This is a genomic window from Pseudomonas sp. A39 (assembly GCF_058145955.1).
In genome coordinates, this window is the sequence record NZ_JBYVMD010000051.1 from 13,443 (window position 1) to 31,460 (window position 18,018).

Genomic DNA, 18,018 nt, shown 5'->3' on the forward strand with positions numbered 1-18,018 from the left:
TCTCGATCCAGTGGGTTGTGGCCAGGCGCCCGGCTGCCCCTCAGGGTAGCCGGGCACGCTTGACCTACAAGGCCGCGTCGATTTTCTTGGCTGCGTCTTCACTCACCCAGGCGTGCCAGACTTCAGGATGTTCCTTGAGGAAAATTTTCGCCAGTTTCGGCGACTCAATTCGCTCCTTGGCCATGCGACCCAGGTTCTGGTTCAGCAGGTCGATGGGCAGGTTGACCTTTTCCAGCACGGCCACCAATTCCGGGGCTTGCTCGTGGAAAGCCTTGGACAGGCCGACCTTGATGCTCACGCTTTTATCCACGCCGGGTTTTTCTTCCAGCTTGACCAGGTCGACCTGGCCCATCAGCGGCGTGGGCGACCAGTAGTAAAACAGGATCGGCTCGCCGCGCTTGTAGCTCGACAGCACCGCCGCATCCAGCGCCGGGCCGGTGCCTGGGCGGAAGTTGGTGTAGGTGCTTTCCAGGCCGTAGCTCTTCAGCATTTCGCTGTTGTCCAGCTCGCAGGTCCAGCCGGCCGGGCAGTTGTAGAAGCGGCCCTTGGACGGCTCTTCCTGGTCCTTGAACACCGAGGCGTATTTGGCCAGGTCGGCGATGTTCTTCAGGTCCGGCGCCTTGGGTTCCAACTTGCGCTTGGCGTCGCCTTCGATCACGTAGCGCGGCACGTACCAGCCCTCGATGGCGCCGACAATCGGGGCACCGACGCCGACGACTTTGCCGGCCTTCTCGGCCTTGTTCCAGACTTCACTGCGGCCGACCCATTCTTCGGCAAACACTTGGATATCGTTGCTGCTCAGGGCGTTTTCCATGGTGATGGAGTTACCCGGCAGGCTGTCGGTTTTGCAGTCGTAGCCTTTTTCCAGCACGGTTTGCAGGATGTCGGTGAGCAACATGCCGCTTTCCCAGTTCAGGCCGGCAAATTTCACTGGTTTGCCAGATTCGCACCAGCCGGCCGCCTGGGCGCCAGCGCTGGCCAGCAAACCTGCAGAGAGCAAGGTGGCCAGCAGGGTCTTATGCATTTTCATTGTTGTGACGCTCCCAATCTTGAAATGGATTACGGCAGTCAGTAGGCATCCTGCCCTGTCCACGTCCCATCAGGCTTGTGCGGCCAGCCCGTTTGTTGTTGGTGTAGCGCCCTGCTCTACCGGCAGGATCAGGTGATCGGGCACTGTGCCGTGCCATTTTTTCGCACACAGGTAATACAGGGCTGCAGGCAGTACCAGACCGATGATCCAGGAAATGTCCACGTCACCCAGCGCGGCCACCAAGGGGCCGGTGTAGAACTTGGTGGAGATGAACGGCAATTGCACCAGCACGCCGAACACATAGACGCTGATACCGAGCAGGTTCCAGCGGCCGTAGCGACCGTTCGGGTCGGCCAGCGCCGGCACGTCATAACGCTCGCGAGTGATGCAGTAGTAGTCCACCAGGTTGATCGCACTCCAGGGCGTAAAGAACGCCAGCAGGAACAGGATGAAAGACTTGAAAGCACCGAGGAACGAGTGCTGGCCCAGCAACGCGATCAGGGTCGCGGTACCGACGATGACCAACACGAACACCAGACGCTGCAGGCGCGTGACCTCCAGGCGGCCACGGAAGCCGCTGATGATGGTCGCAATGCACATGAAGCTGCCGTAGGAGTTCAGCGTAGAGATGGTGACCTTGCCGAACGCGATGCTGAAATACAGCAGCGCAGCGGTGGCACCGGTGCCGCTCAAACCCACGATGTAGGCCACTTCGTGACCGGCGAACTGCCCGTTGGACATGGCCGCAGCAAACACGCCGAGGACCATCGCCACCTGCGCGCCAATGACCGAACCGGCGCCGGCGGCGAGGAAGGTTTTCACTGAAGACGTCGCGCTCGGCAGGTAACGTGAATAGTCCGCCACGTAAGGGCCGAAAGCGATCTGCCAGGAGGCCGCAAGCGACACCGCCAGCAGGAAGCTGCTCCAGCTGAAGTGGCGGATTTGCAGGAGGGCGCCAACGTCGGTCTGGCTCATCAGGCGACTGAACAGGTAGACAAAGGCAATCACGCCAATGACGCTGGCGACGCGGCCGATGAAATGGATCACCCGGTAACCCAGCACGGTGACCAGCACAATGACACTGGCGAAGATCAGGATGCCGACGCTGTCACTGACCCCAAACAACTGGCCCAGCGCCTGGCCGGAAAGCACGGTGCCGGTGGCGGTGAAACCGAGGTACATCAGGCACACCAGCACGATCGGGATGGCCGCGCCGTACACGCCGAACTGAACCCGGCTGGAGATCATCTGGGGCAGGCCAAGCTTGGGACCTTGCGCCGCATGCAGCGCCATGACACCGCCGCCGATGAGTTGACCGATCAACAGACCGATCAACGACCAGAACACATCACCGCCCAGCACCACGGCCAGGGCCCCGGTGACAATCGCGGTGATTTGCAGGTTGGCGCCCATCCATAGGGTGAACTGGCTCAACAGACGACCGTGTCTTTCCACTTCCGGGATGTAGTCGATCGAACGCCTTTCGATCAACGGGGTGGTGTCATTTGCAGCCATGTTGTTCAACCTCTGATGGATTGTTTTCTGGTTCACTGCAGATCAAATGTGGGAGGGGGCTTGCCCCCTCCCCCCTGGGTTACTTGATCATCGGCAGGTTCAGGCCCTGTTCCTTGGCGCAGTCGATCGCGATCTGGTAGCCGGCATCGGCGTGACGCATCACCCCGGTGGCCGGGTCGTTGTGCAGTACGCGGGCGATCCGCTCAGCCGCTTCGTCGGTACCGTCGCAGACGATCACCATGCCGGAGTGCTGGGAGAAGCCCATGCCCACGCCGCCGCCGTGGTGCAGCGAGACCCAGGTCGCGCCGCTGGCGGTGTTGAGCAAGGCGTTGAGCAGCGGCCAGTCGGACACAGCGTCGGAGCCGTCCTGCATGGCTTCGGTTTCGCGGTTCGGGCTGGCGACCGAGCCGGAGTCCAAGTGGTCACGGCCGATCACGACCGGGGCCGACAGCTCGCCACTGCGCACCATTTCGTTGAACGCCAGGCCGAGCTTGGCGCGCTGGCCCAGGCCAACCCAGCAGATACGCGCCGGCAGGCCCTGGAAGCTGATGCGTTCGCGGGCCATGTCCAGCCAGTTGTGCAGGTGGGCGTCGTCCGGGATCAGCTCTTTGACTTTGGCGTCGGTCTTGTAGATGTCTTGCGGGTCGCCGGACAGTGCCGCCCAACGGAACGGGCCGACGCCACGGCAGAACAGTGGACGGATGTACGCCGGTACGAAGCCTGGGAAGTCGAATGCGTTTTCCACGCCTTCTTCCTGGGCCATCTGGCGGATGTTGTTGCCGTAGTCGAAGGTCGGGATGCCTTGTTTCTGGAACGCGAGCATGGCTTTGACGTGCACGGCCATCGATTGCTTGGCGGCCTTGATCACGGCGGCAGGCTCGGTCTTGGCGCGGGCGCGGTATTCGTCCCAGGTCCAGCCGGCCGGCAGGTAGCCGTTGAGTGGGTCGTGGGCGCTGGTCTGGTCGGTGACCATGTCCGGGCGTACACCACGTTTGACCAGTTCCGGCAGGATTTCCGCCGCGTTACCCAGCAGGGCGATGGAAATGGCCTTGCCTTCCTGGGTGTATTTGGCGATGCGCGCCAGGGCGTCGTCGAGGTCGGTGGCTTGTTCGTCGACGTAACGGCTGTTCAGGCGGAAATCGATGCTGACCTGCTGGCACTCGATGTTCAGCGAGCACGCACCGGCCAGGGTTGCAGCCAACGGCTGGGCACCGCCCATGCCGCCGAGACCGGCGGTGAGCACCCAACGGCCTTTGAGGTTTGAATCGTAGTGCTGGCGACCGGCTTCGACGAAGGTTTCATAGGTGCCCTGGACGATGCCTTGGCTGCCGATGTAGATCCAACTGCCGGCGGTCATCTGGCCGTACATGGCCAGGCCCTTGGCATCCAGTTCGTTGAAGTGTTCCCAGCTCGCCCAGTGCGGCACCAGGTTGGAGTTGGCGATCAGTACACGCGGGGCATTGCTGTGGGTCTTGAACACACCGACCGGTTTACCGGATTGCACCAGCAGGGTTTCGTCGTCGTTCAGGTGGGTGAGGCTCTCGACGATCTGGTCGTAGCACTCCCAGTTACGTGCCGCACGGCCGATACCGCCGTACACCACCAATTCTTTTGGGTTCTCGGCCACTTGCGGGTCGAGGTTGTTCATCAGCATGCGCAGCGGCGCTTCAGTCAGCCAGCTTTTGGCGGTGAGCTTGTTACCGTGGGCGGCACGGATTTCGACGTCACGGTATTTTGTAGGCTTGGTCACAGCTAGGACTCCTCGGCGATCGACGCGCATGCTTGGTGAGTGCGAAGACGACTCTTACGCACACATCTTTACTTGTACATACAAGCATATGCAATCGAGCGGCCAACTTTCCGGGCGAGGTGTTTGGATTTTTTTGGAAAGTGCGTGCAAGCCTTGGAAATTAAGGCTTCAAGGCATGATGAAATTTCTTAAGAGGCAGGTTTACGGCGAGGGAGGTTTGTCACCAGAGCGAGGTTTTGCGCCACGCTGGGGCATTCGGTAACAAATTGGTGCGAGGACTGGAAACAGATTATGTAAACAGCGCAAAAACAAATGTGGGAGGGGGCTTGCCCCCGATAGCAGTGTTTCAGTCATAGATGTACCGACTGATCCACCGCCATCGGGGGCAAGCCCCCTCCCACATTTTTTAACCGCGCTGGGTCAGTTCGATCAGGCAGCAACGGCCCGTGACCGAGATATCCAGCAAGCCAGCGTTACCGTCCACTTGCAGGCAATCGTGATGGCCGAGTTTCTCGCCCAACACCTTCACTTCATCCGCCACGCTGAACACCAACACCGTCTGCGCCGTGCTGAAAAACCGCTGCACGCCATCCACCCACTGCAACCGCGCGTGGTAACGCTCTGGCGAATAGATCAGGTTGAAATCGCGGATCGGCCCCGTGATCAATCGGCAGGACACCTTGCTGTCACCCCTGAACGCAAAGGGTTGCAGCGGTAACAACCCGCGCTGCTCTTCACCATCAACGGTCAACACCATGCCGGCACCTTGGATCACGGTGATCACGCGCTGGTAGCCGGCGAAGCTGGAAAACCCGCCCGACTCTCCAATATCGGCAATCGACAGGCGCCAGCCAAAGCCCTCCAGGCCAGTGCCTGCATCACGGGTGATTTCTTCGGTACTGCCACCGCCGTTTTTCCACGGCATGCGCACGTAATCGACGGCGCGCCAGACGCTTATTGCACTCATTTACTGAAACGTCCTTCCAAGCTATGACGGGAACCGGGGTGGATCAAACGCGCGGCAGTCACCGGCTGACGGCCAGACCAGGTGCGCCTGCGAATCAACAGGCATGGCTCGGTAGGCTCGATCTGCAGCAACTTGCATTCGGCGGCGTCGGCGAGGATGGCTTCAACCACGTGCTCACCTTCGGTCAGCGGCGCCACCTGGTTCAAATAGGCATAGGGCGTCTGTTGGGTGAAATCCTGCTGCAGGTATTCCGGCGCGACCAGGGCGTTGACGAAGCGGTCTTCGATTTGCACAGGGATATCGTTTTCGAAATGCACGATCAGCGAGTGGAACACCCGACCGCCTTCGCGCATTTCCAGGGCGACAGCGCGCTCGGAACCGGCGGCCTCTTCACCCAGGGTAATGACCTGGCACGTATGGCGATGACCGCGAGAGGCGATCTCATCGGCAATGTTGTGCACTTCAAACAGCGCGGATTGGCTCTTGGGCTCGGCGACGAAGGTGCCCACGCCTTGCATGCGCACCAGCAGACCTTCGGCGGTGAGCTCGCGCAGGGCGCGGTTGATGGTCATGCGGCTGAAACCCAGCTGGCTGACCAGTTCGCTCTCCGACGGCACGCGGTAATGGGGCGGCCAGTTGCCGTTGAGGATCTGCTGGCTGATCATCTGTTTGACACGGGCATACAAGGGCGCCGGACTTTCGTCCATGTGGGCAGCCAGTGAAGACTTGGCGGGCGGAGTCGGCACAGGGAATCCTTGCAGGGGGAAAAGATGCATAGATTGCCGGAGTTTACCGAGCAGGCAAACGTCTGTATATGTATATACAAATAAACACACGACCGGGGTGCCTTGATCATGTCCGCTTTCTTTGCCGAACGCGCGCTGCTGCCTAATGGATGGGCCAATTATGTACGTCTTGAAGTCAGCGCCGATGGGCTGCTGACACAGGTTGAGGCCAATGCCAGCGCAGAGGGTGCCGAACGGCTGAGAGGCCCGGTATTGGCGGGCATGCCGAACCTGCACTCCCATGCATTCCAACGTGCCATGGCCGGTTTGGCCGAAGTCGCCGGCAACCCGAATGACAGTTTCTGGACCTGGCGCGACCTGATGTACCGCATGGTGGGCAAGATCAACCCGGATCAATTGCAGGTGATCGCGCGCCAGCTGTACATCGAGATGCTCAAGGCCGGCTACACGTCCGTGGCCGAGTTTCACTATGTGCACCATGACGTCAGCGGCCAGCCGTATGCCGACCGCACGGAACTGTCGCGCCAGATCAGCCAGGCAGCGGCCAGCAGCGGGATCGGCCTGACGCTGGTGCCGGTGCTCTATACCCATTCCGGTTTTGGCGGCCAGGCGCCCAATGAGGGCCAGCGCCGGTTTATCAACAGCACTGAACACTACCTGGACCTGCAAGCACGCCTGCAGCCGGTCCTCGCGGCGCAACCGGCGCAGCAGTTGGGCCTGTGCTTCCACTCGTTGCGCGCGGTCACGCCACAGCAAATCAGTGACGTGCTAGCCGCCAGCGACAAGGCGTGCCCGGTGCATATCCACATCGCCGAACAACAGAAAGAAGTCGACGACTGCCTGGCCTGGAGCGGCAAGCGCCCGCTGCAATGGCTCTATGACAATGTCGACATCGATGAACGCTGGTGCCTGGTGCACGCCACGCATGCCGACGCAGACGAAGTGACACGGATGGCCAAGAGCCGTGCAGTTGCCGGCTTGTGCCTGACCACCGAGGCCAACCTGGGTGACGGGATTTTCCCGGCGGTGGACTACCTCGCCCAGGGCGGACGCATGGGCATCGGTTCCGACAGCCACGTATCACTGAGCGTGGTGGAAGAACTGCGTTGGCTGGAATATGGGCAGCGCTTGCGTGATCAACGGCGCAATCGCTTGTATCGCAGCGATCAACCGATGGTCGGCCGCACGCTGTTTGATGCCGCGCTGGACGGTGGTGCCCAGGCATTGGGACAACCGATTGGTCAGTTGGCAGTGGGTAAGCGTGCGGATTGGATTGTGCTGGACGGTAACGACCCTTACCTGGCGACAGCGACAGAGGACGGGATTCTCAATCGCTGGCTGTTCGCAGGCGGTGATCGGCAAGTGCGTGATGTGCTGGTCAACGGCAAGTGGGTGGTGCGGGACGGGCATCATGCCGGCGAGGAAGAAAGCGGCCGGGCGTTCACGCAGGTCTTGAGGGATTTGCTGGGCTAACCGGCAACCCATAACCCATGTGGGAGGGGGCTTGCTCCCGATGGCGGTGTATCAGTTTCAGACGTGCTGACTGACACATTGCAATCGGGAGCAAGCCCCCTCCCACATTGGATTGGCGCTGATCCAGAGCTACTGCGAGGTCTTCGCCATCTGCTTGTCCGACGTGCGCCAGATCAGCCGTGTGGTGTCATACCCCTGCTGCCGCGCCCTGCTCAGCAGGTCTTCGCGGGTGTCCGCATTGACCGTCGGCGTGCGCGACAAGATCCACATGTAACGCCGGCTCGGGCTGCCGACAATCGCGGTCTTGTAGTCATCGCTGACGTACAGCACCCAGTAATCGCCCTTGGCAACGCCCGGCAATAGGGCGGTAAACCAGTTATTGAATTCCACCCAGAGCTTGTCGGTCTTGCCCGGCACTTGCGGCGTGGCCGTGCCCTTGGCTTCTTCCCACTTCCATTCGGTAGTCAGGCAGCGGTTGAACACCGACATATCGCCATCCGGCAGCAGCGTGTAGCGCGCCTCGGACTGTGCGCAGTTGCGTTGGAAGTACATCGGCAATCGCGCCAACTCATACCAGGTGCCCTGGTAACGCTTGAGGTTGACGTTGTTCGCGGTCTTGGGTTGCAGATCATCGCCAGAATGGCTGGCGCAGCCCGCCAAAAACAGGCTGGCGCAAAGGAACAAAACAAAACGGATCATTCTTCTTCTCCCGCAGGCTTTCGCCCCGGTTTACTTCAGGCCTTGCCCGGAAAACATCAGAACCTTGTCACCGGCATATTGAACGCTGATAAAGCTGTTTTTATCGCCCCAGGTGCAACTGGACATGCCCAGTGCGCCGGAACAATCAGTCGGCTTGCCCAGCAACGACTCGACCTCTGTCTTGGCCATGCCAGCCGACAATTTTTGATAATTTTCTTGGTTGACCTTGCTGCAAGCGGCCAACAGCACGCAAAAAGCCAGCAGGGAGAGACGGCGTAACGACATGGAAAAACTCCTGGAGGGACTGAGCAGCATGGGGGTCTGCCAGAAGCTTAGAAGGGAAAAGAGGTTTCTGGTTCCCGATGAGCAAAAACAAAAAAGCCCCGAAAACGCTGAAACGTTTCGGGGCTTCTTCAAGGGTGAACCGGCTCACAACAATGCCGATCACTTATCGCGAAGACTTACTTCTTGTGGTAGGCCGTCACGCGCTCAACTTCTTCCTTGGAACCCAAGAACACCGCCACACGCTGGTGCAGGCCTTCGGGCTGAATGTCGAGAATGCGCTGGTGGCCGTCGGTGGACGCGCCGCCCGCTTGCTCGACCAGGAAGGACATTGGGTTGGCTTCGTACATCAGGCGCAGTTTGCCTGGCTTGGACGGCTCGCGGCTGTCACGTGGGTACATGAACAAGCCACCCCGCGTCAGGATACGGTGCACGTCAGCCACCATCGCGGCGACCCAACGCATGTTGAAGTTCTTCTTCAACGGGCCTTCTTCGCCCGCCATCAACTCGCCCACGTAACGCGTGACCGGCTCTTCCCAGTGGCGCTGGTTGGACATGTTGATCGCAAATTCCTGGGTGGATGCAGGAATGGTGATGTCTTCGTGGGTCAGTACGAAGCTGCCCATTTCGCGGTCCAGGGTGAAGCCTTTGACGCCGTCGCCCAGGGTCAGCACCAGCATGGTCTGTGGGCCGTAGATGGCGTAACCGGCAGCGACCTGCTCGGTGCCTGGCTGCAGGAAGGCCTTTTCGTTCAGGGCTTCGTTCTGGCTCAGGTATTCGTTCGGGCAACGCAGTACCGAGAAGATGGTGCCAACCGGTGCGTTGATGTCGATGTTGGACGAGCCGTCCAGTGGGTCGAACACCAGCAGGTACGCGCCTTTCGGGTATTTGCCCGGGATCTGGTAGGCATTGTCCATTTCTTCGGACGCCATGCCGGCCAGGTGACCGCCCCATTCGTTGGCTTCGAGCAGGATCTCGTTGGAGATGACGTCGAGCTTCTTCTGCACTTCGCCTTGCACGTTTTCAGTGCCCATGCTGCCCAGGACACCACCCAGTGCGCCTTTGGACACGGCGTGGCTGATTTCCTTGCAGGCACGCGCCACCACTTCGATAAGGAAGCGCAGATCGGCAGGCGTGTTGTTGCTGCGGGTCTGCTCAATCAAATAGCGACTCAAGGTAACGCGGGACATGGAAGGCTCCGGAGAATGGGGGGCTAAAAACCCGCGCAGTTTAGCGCGAGTCGGGGCGTATTTCCTCCTATCAGAGGATTTAAACCCAATAGAGTTCATGGACTTTATTTAACGTGCCACCGGCGGCTTGCGCAGCAAACTGTAGGCCATGGCGCCCAGTGCCGCCACGCCGAGCAGCAGCACGGCCCAGAGGCCGAGCTTTTTCCAGTCCGTTCCGGCCTCGACAGCAGCGGCGGTGGCAGGTGACGTGACCACCACTTCACCGACAACCTTGGCCTGCCCCACTGTCTTGAGACGCTCGGCGTTGTAGTCCGGGATCAGGGTGGAAAGCGGAAGGTTCGCCGCCTTGGCCGACGCACTCCCCAGCGCCAGCGTAAACGGCGGCTCACCCCGAGCCAGAAACACCAATTGCGTGGCGCGCACCGCAAAACGCAGCGCCGGGGCTTCAACGCCCAGGCCACCGCCGCGTTCATCCACCTGCAATTTCAGCTCGGCAACCGGTTGGCCCGGCAGCTGCAGTTCATCCTGCACCACGTCTTTGCCATTCTGGGTCAGGCGATACAGCAAACCGTTGCTCAGCGGCTGCCACGCTTGTTTGCTGTCCCTGCGCCCCGCCAACGTCACGGGCGCCAACGTGTTGGGTTGCTTCAACTCGATGCGCAGCCGCTCGATACTCAGCCCCATGGGCAACTGCCAACTGTATTCACCGGCCTTGAGCCGCATGCCTGCCAACGGCTGCGACCAGACCCATGGCAGCGGCAAGCTGCTACTGGTCGCGCTCACCAGCTTGGCCGAGGTCAGCAATGGCGCCGCCTGGCCTTGCCAGACCAGCCGCAAGTAACGCGCCGGTTGCCCAGGCAGGCTCACGTCATGCTGCTCGACCCGTTCGTCGGCGAACGACAAGCGTGCCACCTGCCCATCGCCCCAGGCGTCCCAGTGCTGCAAGTCATCACTGGCTTCAATGCTGAAACGCTGGAAGCCCTCCTGCTCGCGGCTCCAGTCCAGGCTCAGTTGCTGCAGCGGCGCCTTGATTGCACTGGCGTCCAGCACCCAGCCACGCAACACTTGCTTGCCGGGTTTCGTCGCGGTGGACGGCTTGATTTCAACCAGGGTGCCTGCGGTGGTGGCCTTCATCACCACGTCGGGCAAGGCTTGCTGGGTGTCGGCGGCGTACAGCGGAAACCACTTAACGTCGGTGACATTGCGGCTTTCGGTGCGCTGTGAGGACTGACGCGATAACGCGTAGGCTTGCGGCTCGCCGGCAGCGTTGAATACCCGCACATCGCTGAGATCAGCCTGGCGCGCATTCAATTGCACGGCCAGCGGCAGTTCCAGGCGATACCAGGGCCCACTGCCGCTGATGCTCAGTGGCACCTGGGTGGGGAAGTCGGCAGGCGTTTCCTGCGCCCACACTGACAAGGCCGTACACAAGCCGACCACGACCACGCTCAACTTACCGATCAAGAGGATGCTCCTTCAGTTTCCAACGCAGGTTCGGCACGCTTGGGCGGCAGTGGTGCAAAGTAACCTACCACCAGCAACAACCCGCCCACACCGATAAACGACACGATCCGCGCCAGGCCGCCGCGGTTGCTCAGTTCGACAAAGAACAGCTTGGCCACCACCACCGCAATCAGCGCCGCGCCGATCAGCCACACGTCACGACGATGGCGCAGGTGGCCGCCGATCATCAGGCCGAGGGCGATCAAGGTCCAGACGATCGACAGGCCTGCCTGTACCAGCATGGACTCAAGCAACGCGTCCAAGTGAAACGGCACGCCGCCCCAATGATGGGCGGTGCGCATCACCAGCGCGGTAAAGAAAGCAAACAGCGAGACGCCCGCGACACCCTGGGCGATCAGCTCGGCGCGCGGCCCGCGCTGTGGCGCCACACTGCGGGACCACAGGTACACACCCAGCAGCGCGAACAACAGGCCCAGGTCCAGCGGGTTGATCAGCGGCACAAAGGGCAGCGGCTTGGCCGTGCCGTCGCTGAAGCTGTTCGCCAGCCAGAACCAGCCGAGCATCAGCACCGCCAATGGCAAGGCCGCCAACACTCGATACTCCTTTGGATACGCCGCCACCGGCCATGGCCAATTGCGCGGCGCAGCAGCCAGCACGAGATACAGGCTTGGCAGAATCGCCCACCCCAGCCAGCGCCAGGCGTTGTATTCGGCCGACAGCCTCAGCAGACCGTAGCGCAACTCCAGCGCCAACAGGCCGATCAGCATCCAGCAGCCCAGCACGTGGGCCACGCTCAGCGCCTTGGCGGGAGCGATCGCCGCCAAACGCCGCAGCGAGATGAAATGCACCGCAAACACCGCCGGCCATGCCAGCCAGCCGTACTGCGCCGCCGGGTGGTAATAGGTATGCGCGCACACCAGCAACACCACGCCCACCGCCGGCATCAGCAACGTGCACAATGTGCCCAGCGACGCCCAGTTCAAACGCGATGCCAGCAGCATCCAGATCGCCACGCTGATCGCCGCGCCGCCCAGCAGGAACGCTCCCTGCAATTCCTGTGGGATAAAGCGCAACACTTCGCTGACCAGCGCCAACGTCCACCACGCCGCGCCCCACACCAACAGCAGGTCGGACAGGCGTTGCAGTTTCAATACGGCAAACACCGGCGCATGCGGTTCGCGCTGCAAGCGCCAGGCGCCGACCAGTGCGGCCAGGCCCAGCACCATCGGCGTCCAGAAACCGCTGTGGGCCAGCGGACGCAAACCCTCGCGGGTTAATGGCCCGAGCAATTCGGGTACCGCCAGCAGGAAAGACCCGCCGCCGATCAGTTGCAGCAGCAAGCCGAACACAAAGCTGACGCGTTGTTGCAGGTAAAGGCTCAGCCAGATAATCAACAAACCGCTGGCCGCCCACACGCCGCTGGCGCTTTCCCATGGCAGCACGAACAACACGGCAAGATTGATCAGTACAAGACCCGCCAGCAGCACCACCGACAACCCGCGCAGCAGTCGGACATCGCCGCGCACCCTGTCATCGCGTGCCGCCAGCAGCATGCCGCCGATCAAGGCCAGGCCGATCAGTGAAGCGGTCAACAAACCACTCCAGCCCGCATTGAACACAGCGACCCCGTCACCACCTTGCAATCGCAGCAGGAACAACGCGCCGCCCAACAATTGCACGGCAAACGCGGTGAACAGGAAGGTACGCGAGCCGATGCGCAGACCGATGACCAGCGTCACCAGCCCAGCGATGGCCCAACTGATGGCGGTGCCTTGGGTCTGCAACAGCAAGGGCGCGAGCAGGTACAAAAAGCTCAAGCCAAGGCTCGCCAGCACGGGCAGACCTTTGCGCTCCCAATCCGCCGCCTGCTCGGGCGAAGCCTTACGCAGCTGATCAAAGCTGAACAACAGCGCCGCGCCCAACAGCAACGCCCCCAGCGGAGCGCCGTCGAGCAACGCCTGTTCACCGACGCGCAGTTCACTGAGGAACGCCAGCGCCGAGCCCACTTGCAGCAACACGCCAAAGGCCCGCGCCAATGGCCGCTGCTGGCGCAAGCCGAGCCAGAAGATGCCGGCACCTTCCACCGCCCAGGCCGCCGCCGTCCAACGTGCGTCGAGGCCCAGGGGGATCGCCAGGCTGGCAAAGATTACGCCCAAGGCCAGGCAAGTTTCCGCCAGCAGCAAGGCACGCCCGCCGCTCAGCAGTCGGGCCAGGCCCATGTAGAGGATGCCCAGGCCCAAGGCGCTGAACGCTGCGGCAAATTCCAGGTGCTGCACCAGGGCGAACTGCAGGCCGAAGCCCACGAGCGGCGGGCCGAACAGCATGCTGCCGTCGACATAATCACCTTTGGCCGCCGACCAGCGTAGCAGCGCGCCACGGCTGTCATCCTCAGGCGCGTCGCGCAGCTCGAGCAATTTGCGCCGGGCGAACAACAGGCCGATGGCCAGGTACATCAGGAAAAACAGGATCAGGAACGGCTCGGTACTCCACAGCAGTTCCGGTGTGTAGGAACGCATGCCCCAGGCGAAGCCAATACCAAAGGTGCCGACAAAACCGATGAGGTTGAGCAGCCGCCAAGCCTTGAACCAGGCGATGGCAAGAATGCCGGCGTTGAGCAGGGCGAAGTAACTGAACAATGCGACATGGTTACCGGCGCCGGTCGACGTGAGGATCGGTGCGGCAAAACCGCCGAGCGCCGCTGCGCACGCGAGCCCGAGTGCATCCTGGGTAATCGCCAGGATCGCCGAAAACACCGTGACCGCCACCAGCAGCCCAAGCGCCGCGCTCGGATCAATCAGCGGGTGCAAACGCATCGCGGCAAACACCGTGAGGTACAGCACGGCGATACCGGTGCCTTGCAGCATCAAGCCATAATGGCTGTTACGCAGGCGCAGCCACCAGCCCAGGCCGAGCAGGCCCAATGCAGCGGCGGCGACGCCGGCGTAGCGCACCTCGATCGGCACTACCATGCCCTCGGTGGCATAGCGCAGCAGGAAGGCCAGGCCGAGGAACAACAGCACCACGCCGACCCGCAACACGGTATTGCCGCCAAACAGCCAGTTGCGCGCGCCACTGATGGCACGCTCGATCAGGTTGGGGCCACGGGGAATGGCGGGCTCTTGCAGGCGCGGGGTCGGGGCGGGCGTCCAGACATCGTCCGGCAGCGGTTGGCTCGGCTCGGCGACCACCGCGACGGGCGTCAGCTCGGCAGGCAGTTCCCACACCAGCTCGGGCGTCTTAGCGACAGGTGTTGGTTGCGCAATAGAGGGTTCAGCAAACGCAGTGCTCGCAGGCGTGGGCGTGGGCACTTCCAGTTGGCGCAGGCGCTCACCCAGGGCTATCAGGGATTTCTGCGTGGTTTCCAACTGACGAGCCTGCTGGTCCGCCTGGGCCGACAGCTTCGCCAGGCGAATCGCCTGGCCAATGCCCAACCCCAGCAGCGCACCGATGCCCGCATCACTGAACGACTCATCGAGCGTCCAGCCGAGCACCAGGCCAATCAGCATGAAAATCCATTGCATGGTCGATATTCCCTAGGCAAACCGGCGCTCAGTATATCGACGCGGGCCCAATGTGGGAGGGGGCTTGCCCCCGATAGCGGTGCACCAGTCGACATATCTGCAAACTGACACTCTGCTATCGGGGGCAAGCCCCCTCCCACACCTTGGGATCAGCCGTGTTTAGTCGAGCGCTTTCCAGATCTCAGTAGCGTACTCGCGGATCGTCCGGTCCGAAGAGAACCAGCCCATACGCGCGGTATTGAGTACCGCCGAACGCCACCACGCCTTGGAGTCATGCCAATGCGCTTCGACCCGCGCCTGGGCATCCCAATAGGAATCGAAGTCGGCACACACCAGGAAGCGGTCGTAGTCGATCAACCCGTCGATCAAGCCCACATAGCGGCCCGGGTCATCCGGCGAGAACACCCCGCCGCGGATCGCTTGCAGCACATCGTTGAGACGATGGGACGCGGCGATGTCCGGCCCGGCGTTGAATTCACCGGCATGCTTGCGGGCTTCCACCTGCTGCGCACTGAGGCCGAAGATAAACATGTGATCGGCGCCCACGCGCTCGTGCATTTCCACGTTGGCGCCGTCCATGGTGCCAATGGTCAGCGCGCCATTGAGGCCGAACTTCATGTTACTGGTGCCCGAGGCTTCAAAGCCGGCCGTGGAAATCTGCTCCGACAAATCCGCCGCTGGGATGATGCTTTCCGCCAGGCTGACGTTGTAGTTAGGCAGGAACACCACCTTCAGCAACCCGCGCACCGTCGGGTCGTTATTGACGGTGCGGGCGATGTCGTTGGTCAGCTTGATGATCAACTTGGCTTGGTGATAACTCGCCGCTGCCTTGCCCGCGAAGATCTTCACGCGCGGCACCCAATCGGTGCCAGGTTCGGCACGAATGGCCTGGTACAGCGCCACGGTGTGCAGCAGGTTCAGCAGTTGGCGTTTGTATTCATGGATGCGCTTGACCTGCACATCGAACATCGCCGCCGGGTTGATCGCAATCCCCAGGCGCTCGTGAATGATGTCGGCCAGCGCGCGCTTGCTGTGCAAACGTTGGTCGGCGAAGGCTTTGCGGAAAGTCTGCTTCTCGGCGAAGGTTTCCAATTCGCCCAGGCGGGTTTCCATGTTGTCGAGAATATCCGGGCCCAATGCCTCCACCAGCATCTGGGTGAGCTTCGGGTTGGCCTGGTACAGCCAGCGGCGGAAGGTGATGCCGTTGGTTTTGTTGTTGATACGGTCCGGGTACAGCTTGTGCAATTCGGAAAACACCGTGCTGCGCATCAGCTGGGTGTGCAGGCCGGACACGCCATTGACGCTGTGGGAACCGAGGAATGCCAGGTTGCCCATGCGCACGCGACGGCCATTGTCTTCTTCGATCAGCGACACGGCGCGCAGCACATCAAAGTCGTGGATGCCTTTGGCGCGCAGCGAGTCGATATGCTGGGCGTTGATCAGGTAGATGATCTGCATGTGCCGGGGCAGCATGCGTTCCATCAGGCCGACCGGCCAGGTTTCCAGCGCTTCAGGCAGCAGGGTGTGGTTGGTGTACGACAAGGTTTCGACCGTCACATCCCAGGCGGCTTCCCATGGAATGTCGTGCAGGTCGACCAATTGGCGCATCAACTCAGCCACGGCGATCGACGGGTGGGTGTCGTTGAGTTGGATCGCGGCGTGCTCGCCCAGGCTCAGCACTGAGCCGTGCATGTTTTTGTGGCGGCGCAGCAGGTCCTGCAGGGACGCGGAGACGAAGAAATATTCCTGGCGCAGGCGCAGCTCCTGCCCCGCTTCGGTGCTGTCGGCCGGGTAAAGCACTCGGGAGATGCTTTCAGCGCGGGCCACTTCGGCGACAGCGCCCAAGTGGTCACCGGCGTTGAAGCGCTCCAGGTGCAAGTCTTCCACCGCCCGAGCACGCCACAGGCGCAGGGTGTTGACGCTGGCGCCACGCCAGCCGACGACGGGCGTGTCGTAGGCAACGGCGCGTACGGTTTCGCTCGGCGACCACACTTGGATTTGCTTGCCGGCGGCATCCGGCAGCGTTTCGACGCTGCCGCCAAAGCCGATCGGGTAAATCACTTCGGCCCGTTCAAACTCCCACGGGTTGCCGAAATCCAGCCAACGTTCGGTCTGCTCCTGTTGCCAGCCATCGACAATCGCCTGGCGGAACAAGCCGTGTTCATAACGGATGCCATAACCGTGGCCGGCAATGCCCAAGGTCGACATGCTCTCCATAAAGCACGCCGCCAAGCGGCCCAGGCCACCGTTGCCGAGCGCCGCGTCGGGCTCCAGCAGGCGGATGCGCTCCAGGTCGACGCCCAGCTCGGACAGTGCTTCGCGCGCGATTTCGAGCACGCCAAGGTTGCTCAGGCTGTCGTAGAGCAAACGACCGATAAGGAATTCCAGCGAGAGGTAATACACCCGCTTCTGGCCTTTGCGGTAAATCCGCCGGGTATGGTCCATCCAGTGGTCGACCATCTGGTCGCGTGCGGCCAGGGCAATGGCTTCGAACCAGTCATGGTCGAAGGCGTGATCCGGGTCCTTGCCCACCGCGTAGGTGAGTTTGGTCAAGACGGCATCGCGAAATGCGGCTACCTCTGCTTCTCGTGCAAGTGGTTCCTGAGACATCAATTGCGACCTCGGGCGAGATAGAAGGAGTTGCTAGAGCCTAGACGGTCTGACAGACGGTAGACGCTCTGGTTCGGCAGTTTTTTAACTCATTCACCTTTACGCGAATTAGATGCAGGGGTCGTGCCCGTTCAGCCCGCCGGCAAACCTTTGAGCTGAAAACAGCAAAATATTGTTCAAAAAATCACCAATCCCGGTATGATCGCGCGCCCGGATACAGCCCCACCTTTGGAACCCTGATGAAGCCTCAATTGATCGCCGCCGCGGAACTCGACCGTCTTGAAACGTGGCAGAAATATTCCGCGCATATGTGCGGTGGTTGCGTGTCCAGCTGCTGCACGCTGCCGGTCGAAGTGAAGATCAAGGACCTGATCCGCATCGGCATCGTCGATGAATTCGAGCGCGGCGACCCGCCGAAGAACATCGCCAAACGGTTGCAGAAGGAAGGCATCGTCGAGCGTTTCAATTCCAAATCCGAGATCTTTACCCTGCAGCGCATGAGCAACAACGACTGCCTGTACCTGGATCGTAAGACGCGCTTCTGCACTATTTATGACAAGCGCCCGGATACCTGCCGCAACCACCCGAAAATCGGGCCGCGCCCGGGGTACTGTGCGTATAAGCCGAAGGAAGTGGTGCGCGAGACCAAGTTCAAGACCCTCGATAAGTTCTGATTCCCTGTAGTGAGCGGGCTTGCCCCGCGCTGGGGGGCGAAGCCGCCCCGACCCAGGCACAGCGTTTCTCCAGTTAGAACGAGGTATCAAGTTTTGG

Annotated in this window: 13 protein-coding genes; 2 read left to right on the plus strand and 11 right to left on the minus strand. The window is 61.5% G+C overall.

The genetic code is table 11. The features are described 5' to 3' along the window. Positions 1-64 precede the first annotated feature (64 nt). From AC3ZU9_RS26925 to hutC, 5 genes are all read right to left on the minus strand, one after another. Positions 65-1,030, minus strand: coding sequence for an ABC transporter substrate-binding protein (locus AC3ZU9_RS26925; RefSeq protein ID WP_012721775.1), 966 nt, complete (start codon positions 1,028-1,030; stop codon positions 65-67). Between the two features lie 69 nt (positions 1,031-1,099). Then, positions 1,100-2,545 (minus strand): purine-cytosine permease family protein, encoded by a 1,446-nt coding sequence (locus AC3ZU9_RS26930; RefSeq protein ID WP_490091578.1) that lies wholly within the window; start codon positions 2,543-2,545, stop codon positions 1,100-1,102. 79 nt (positions 2,546-2,624) lie between these two features. Next, on the minus strand, positions 2,625-4,295 hold the full coding sequence (hutU, locus tag AC3ZU9_RS26935; protein ID WP_012721773.1) for a urocanate hydratase: 1,671 nt from the start codon (positions 4,293-4,295) through the stop codon (positions 2,625-2,627). A 406-nt stretch (positions 4,296-4,701) separates the two neighbouring features. Next, on the minus strand, positions 4,702-5,262 hold the full coding sequence (locus tag AC3ZU9_RS26940) for a HutD/Ves family protein (protein ID WP_490091579.1): 561 nt from the start codon (positions 5,260-5,262) through the stop codon (positions 4,702-4,704). Continuing rightward, positions 5,259-5,969: a histidine utilization transcriptional repressor HutC gene (gene hutC / locus AC3ZU9_RS26945; protein WP_224265956.1), complete on the minus strand. Its 711-nt coding sequence runs from the start codon at positions 5,967-5,969 to the stop codon at positions 5,259-5,261. Before hutC ends, AC3ZU9_RS26940 begins: the two co-directional genes overlap by 4 nt. 147 nt (positions 5,970-6,116) lie before the next feature. Between hutC and AC3ZU9_RS26950 the strand changes: the two genes are divergently transcribed. Further along, a complete protein-coding gene (locus tag AC3ZU9_RS26950) occupies positions 6,117-7,481 on the plus strand; it encodes a formimidoylglutamate deiminase (protein WP_490091580.1) in 1,365 nt (454 codons plus the stop codon). 129 nt (positions 7,482-7,610) lie between these two features. Here the strand turns inward: AC3ZU9_RS26950 and AC3ZU9_RS26955 are convergent, their stop codons facing one another. From AC3ZU9_RS26955 to AC3ZU9_RS26980, 6 genes are all read right to left on the minus strand, one after another. Next, positions 7,611-8,180: a lipocalin family protein gene (locus tag AC3ZU9_RS26955; RefSeq protein WP_012721769.1), complete on the minus strand. Its 570-nt coding sequence runs from the start codon at positions 8,178-8,180 to the stop codon at positions 7,611-7,613. Between the two features lie 30 nt (positions 8,181-8,210). Then, positions 8,211-8,465: a hypothetical protein gene (locus AC3ZU9_RS26960; protein WP_012721768.1), complete on the minus strand. Its 255-nt coding sequence runs from the start codon at positions 8,463-8,465 to the stop codon at positions 8,211-8,213. Between the two features lie 176 nt (positions 8,466-8,641). Next, positions 8,642-9,652, minus strand: a complete 1,011-nt coding sequence (locus tag AC3ZU9_RS26965) for a class 1 fructose-bisphosphatase (protein WP_003237460.1) — start codon at positions 9,650-9,652, stop codon at positions 8,642-8,644. A gap of 108 nt (positions 9,653-9,760) precedes the next feature. Further along, on the minus strand, positions 9,761-11,116 hold the full coding sequence (locus AC3ZU9_RS26970; RefSeq protein WP_490091581.1) for a DUF3999 domain-containing protein: 1,356 nt from the start codon (positions 11,114-11,116) through the stop codon (positions 9,761-9,763). After that, positions 11,113-14,637 (minus strand): DUF2339 domain-containing protein, encoded by a 3,525-nt coding sequence (locus AC3ZU9_RS26975; RefSeq protein WP_490091582.1) that lies wholly within the window; start codon positions 14,635-14,637, stop codon positions 11,113-11,115. The genes AC3ZU9_RS26970 and AC3ZU9_RS26975 overlap by 4 nt, the downstream gene beginning before the upstream one ends. Positions 14,638-14,796: 159 nt before the next feature. After that, the gene (locus AC3ZU9_RS26980) at positions 14,797-17,247 is read right to left on the minus strand and encodes a glycogen/starch/alpha-glucan phosphorylase (RefSeq protein ID WP_046033996.1); all 2,451 of its coding nucleotides are present in this window, start codon (positions 17,245-17,247) and stop codon (positions 14,797-14,799) included. A 239-nt stretch (positions 17,248-17,486) separates the two neighbouring features. Here AC3ZU9_RS26980 and AC3ZU9_RS26985 point away from each other — a divergent pair, with 239 nt between their 5' ends. Further along, positions 17,487-17,921, plus strand: coding sequence for a YkgJ family cysteine cluster protein (locus AC3ZU9_RS26985; RefSeq protein WP_017529542.1), 435 nt, complete (start codon positions 17,487-17,489; stop codon positions 17,919-17,921). Positions 17,922-18,018: the final 97 nt, after the last annotated feature.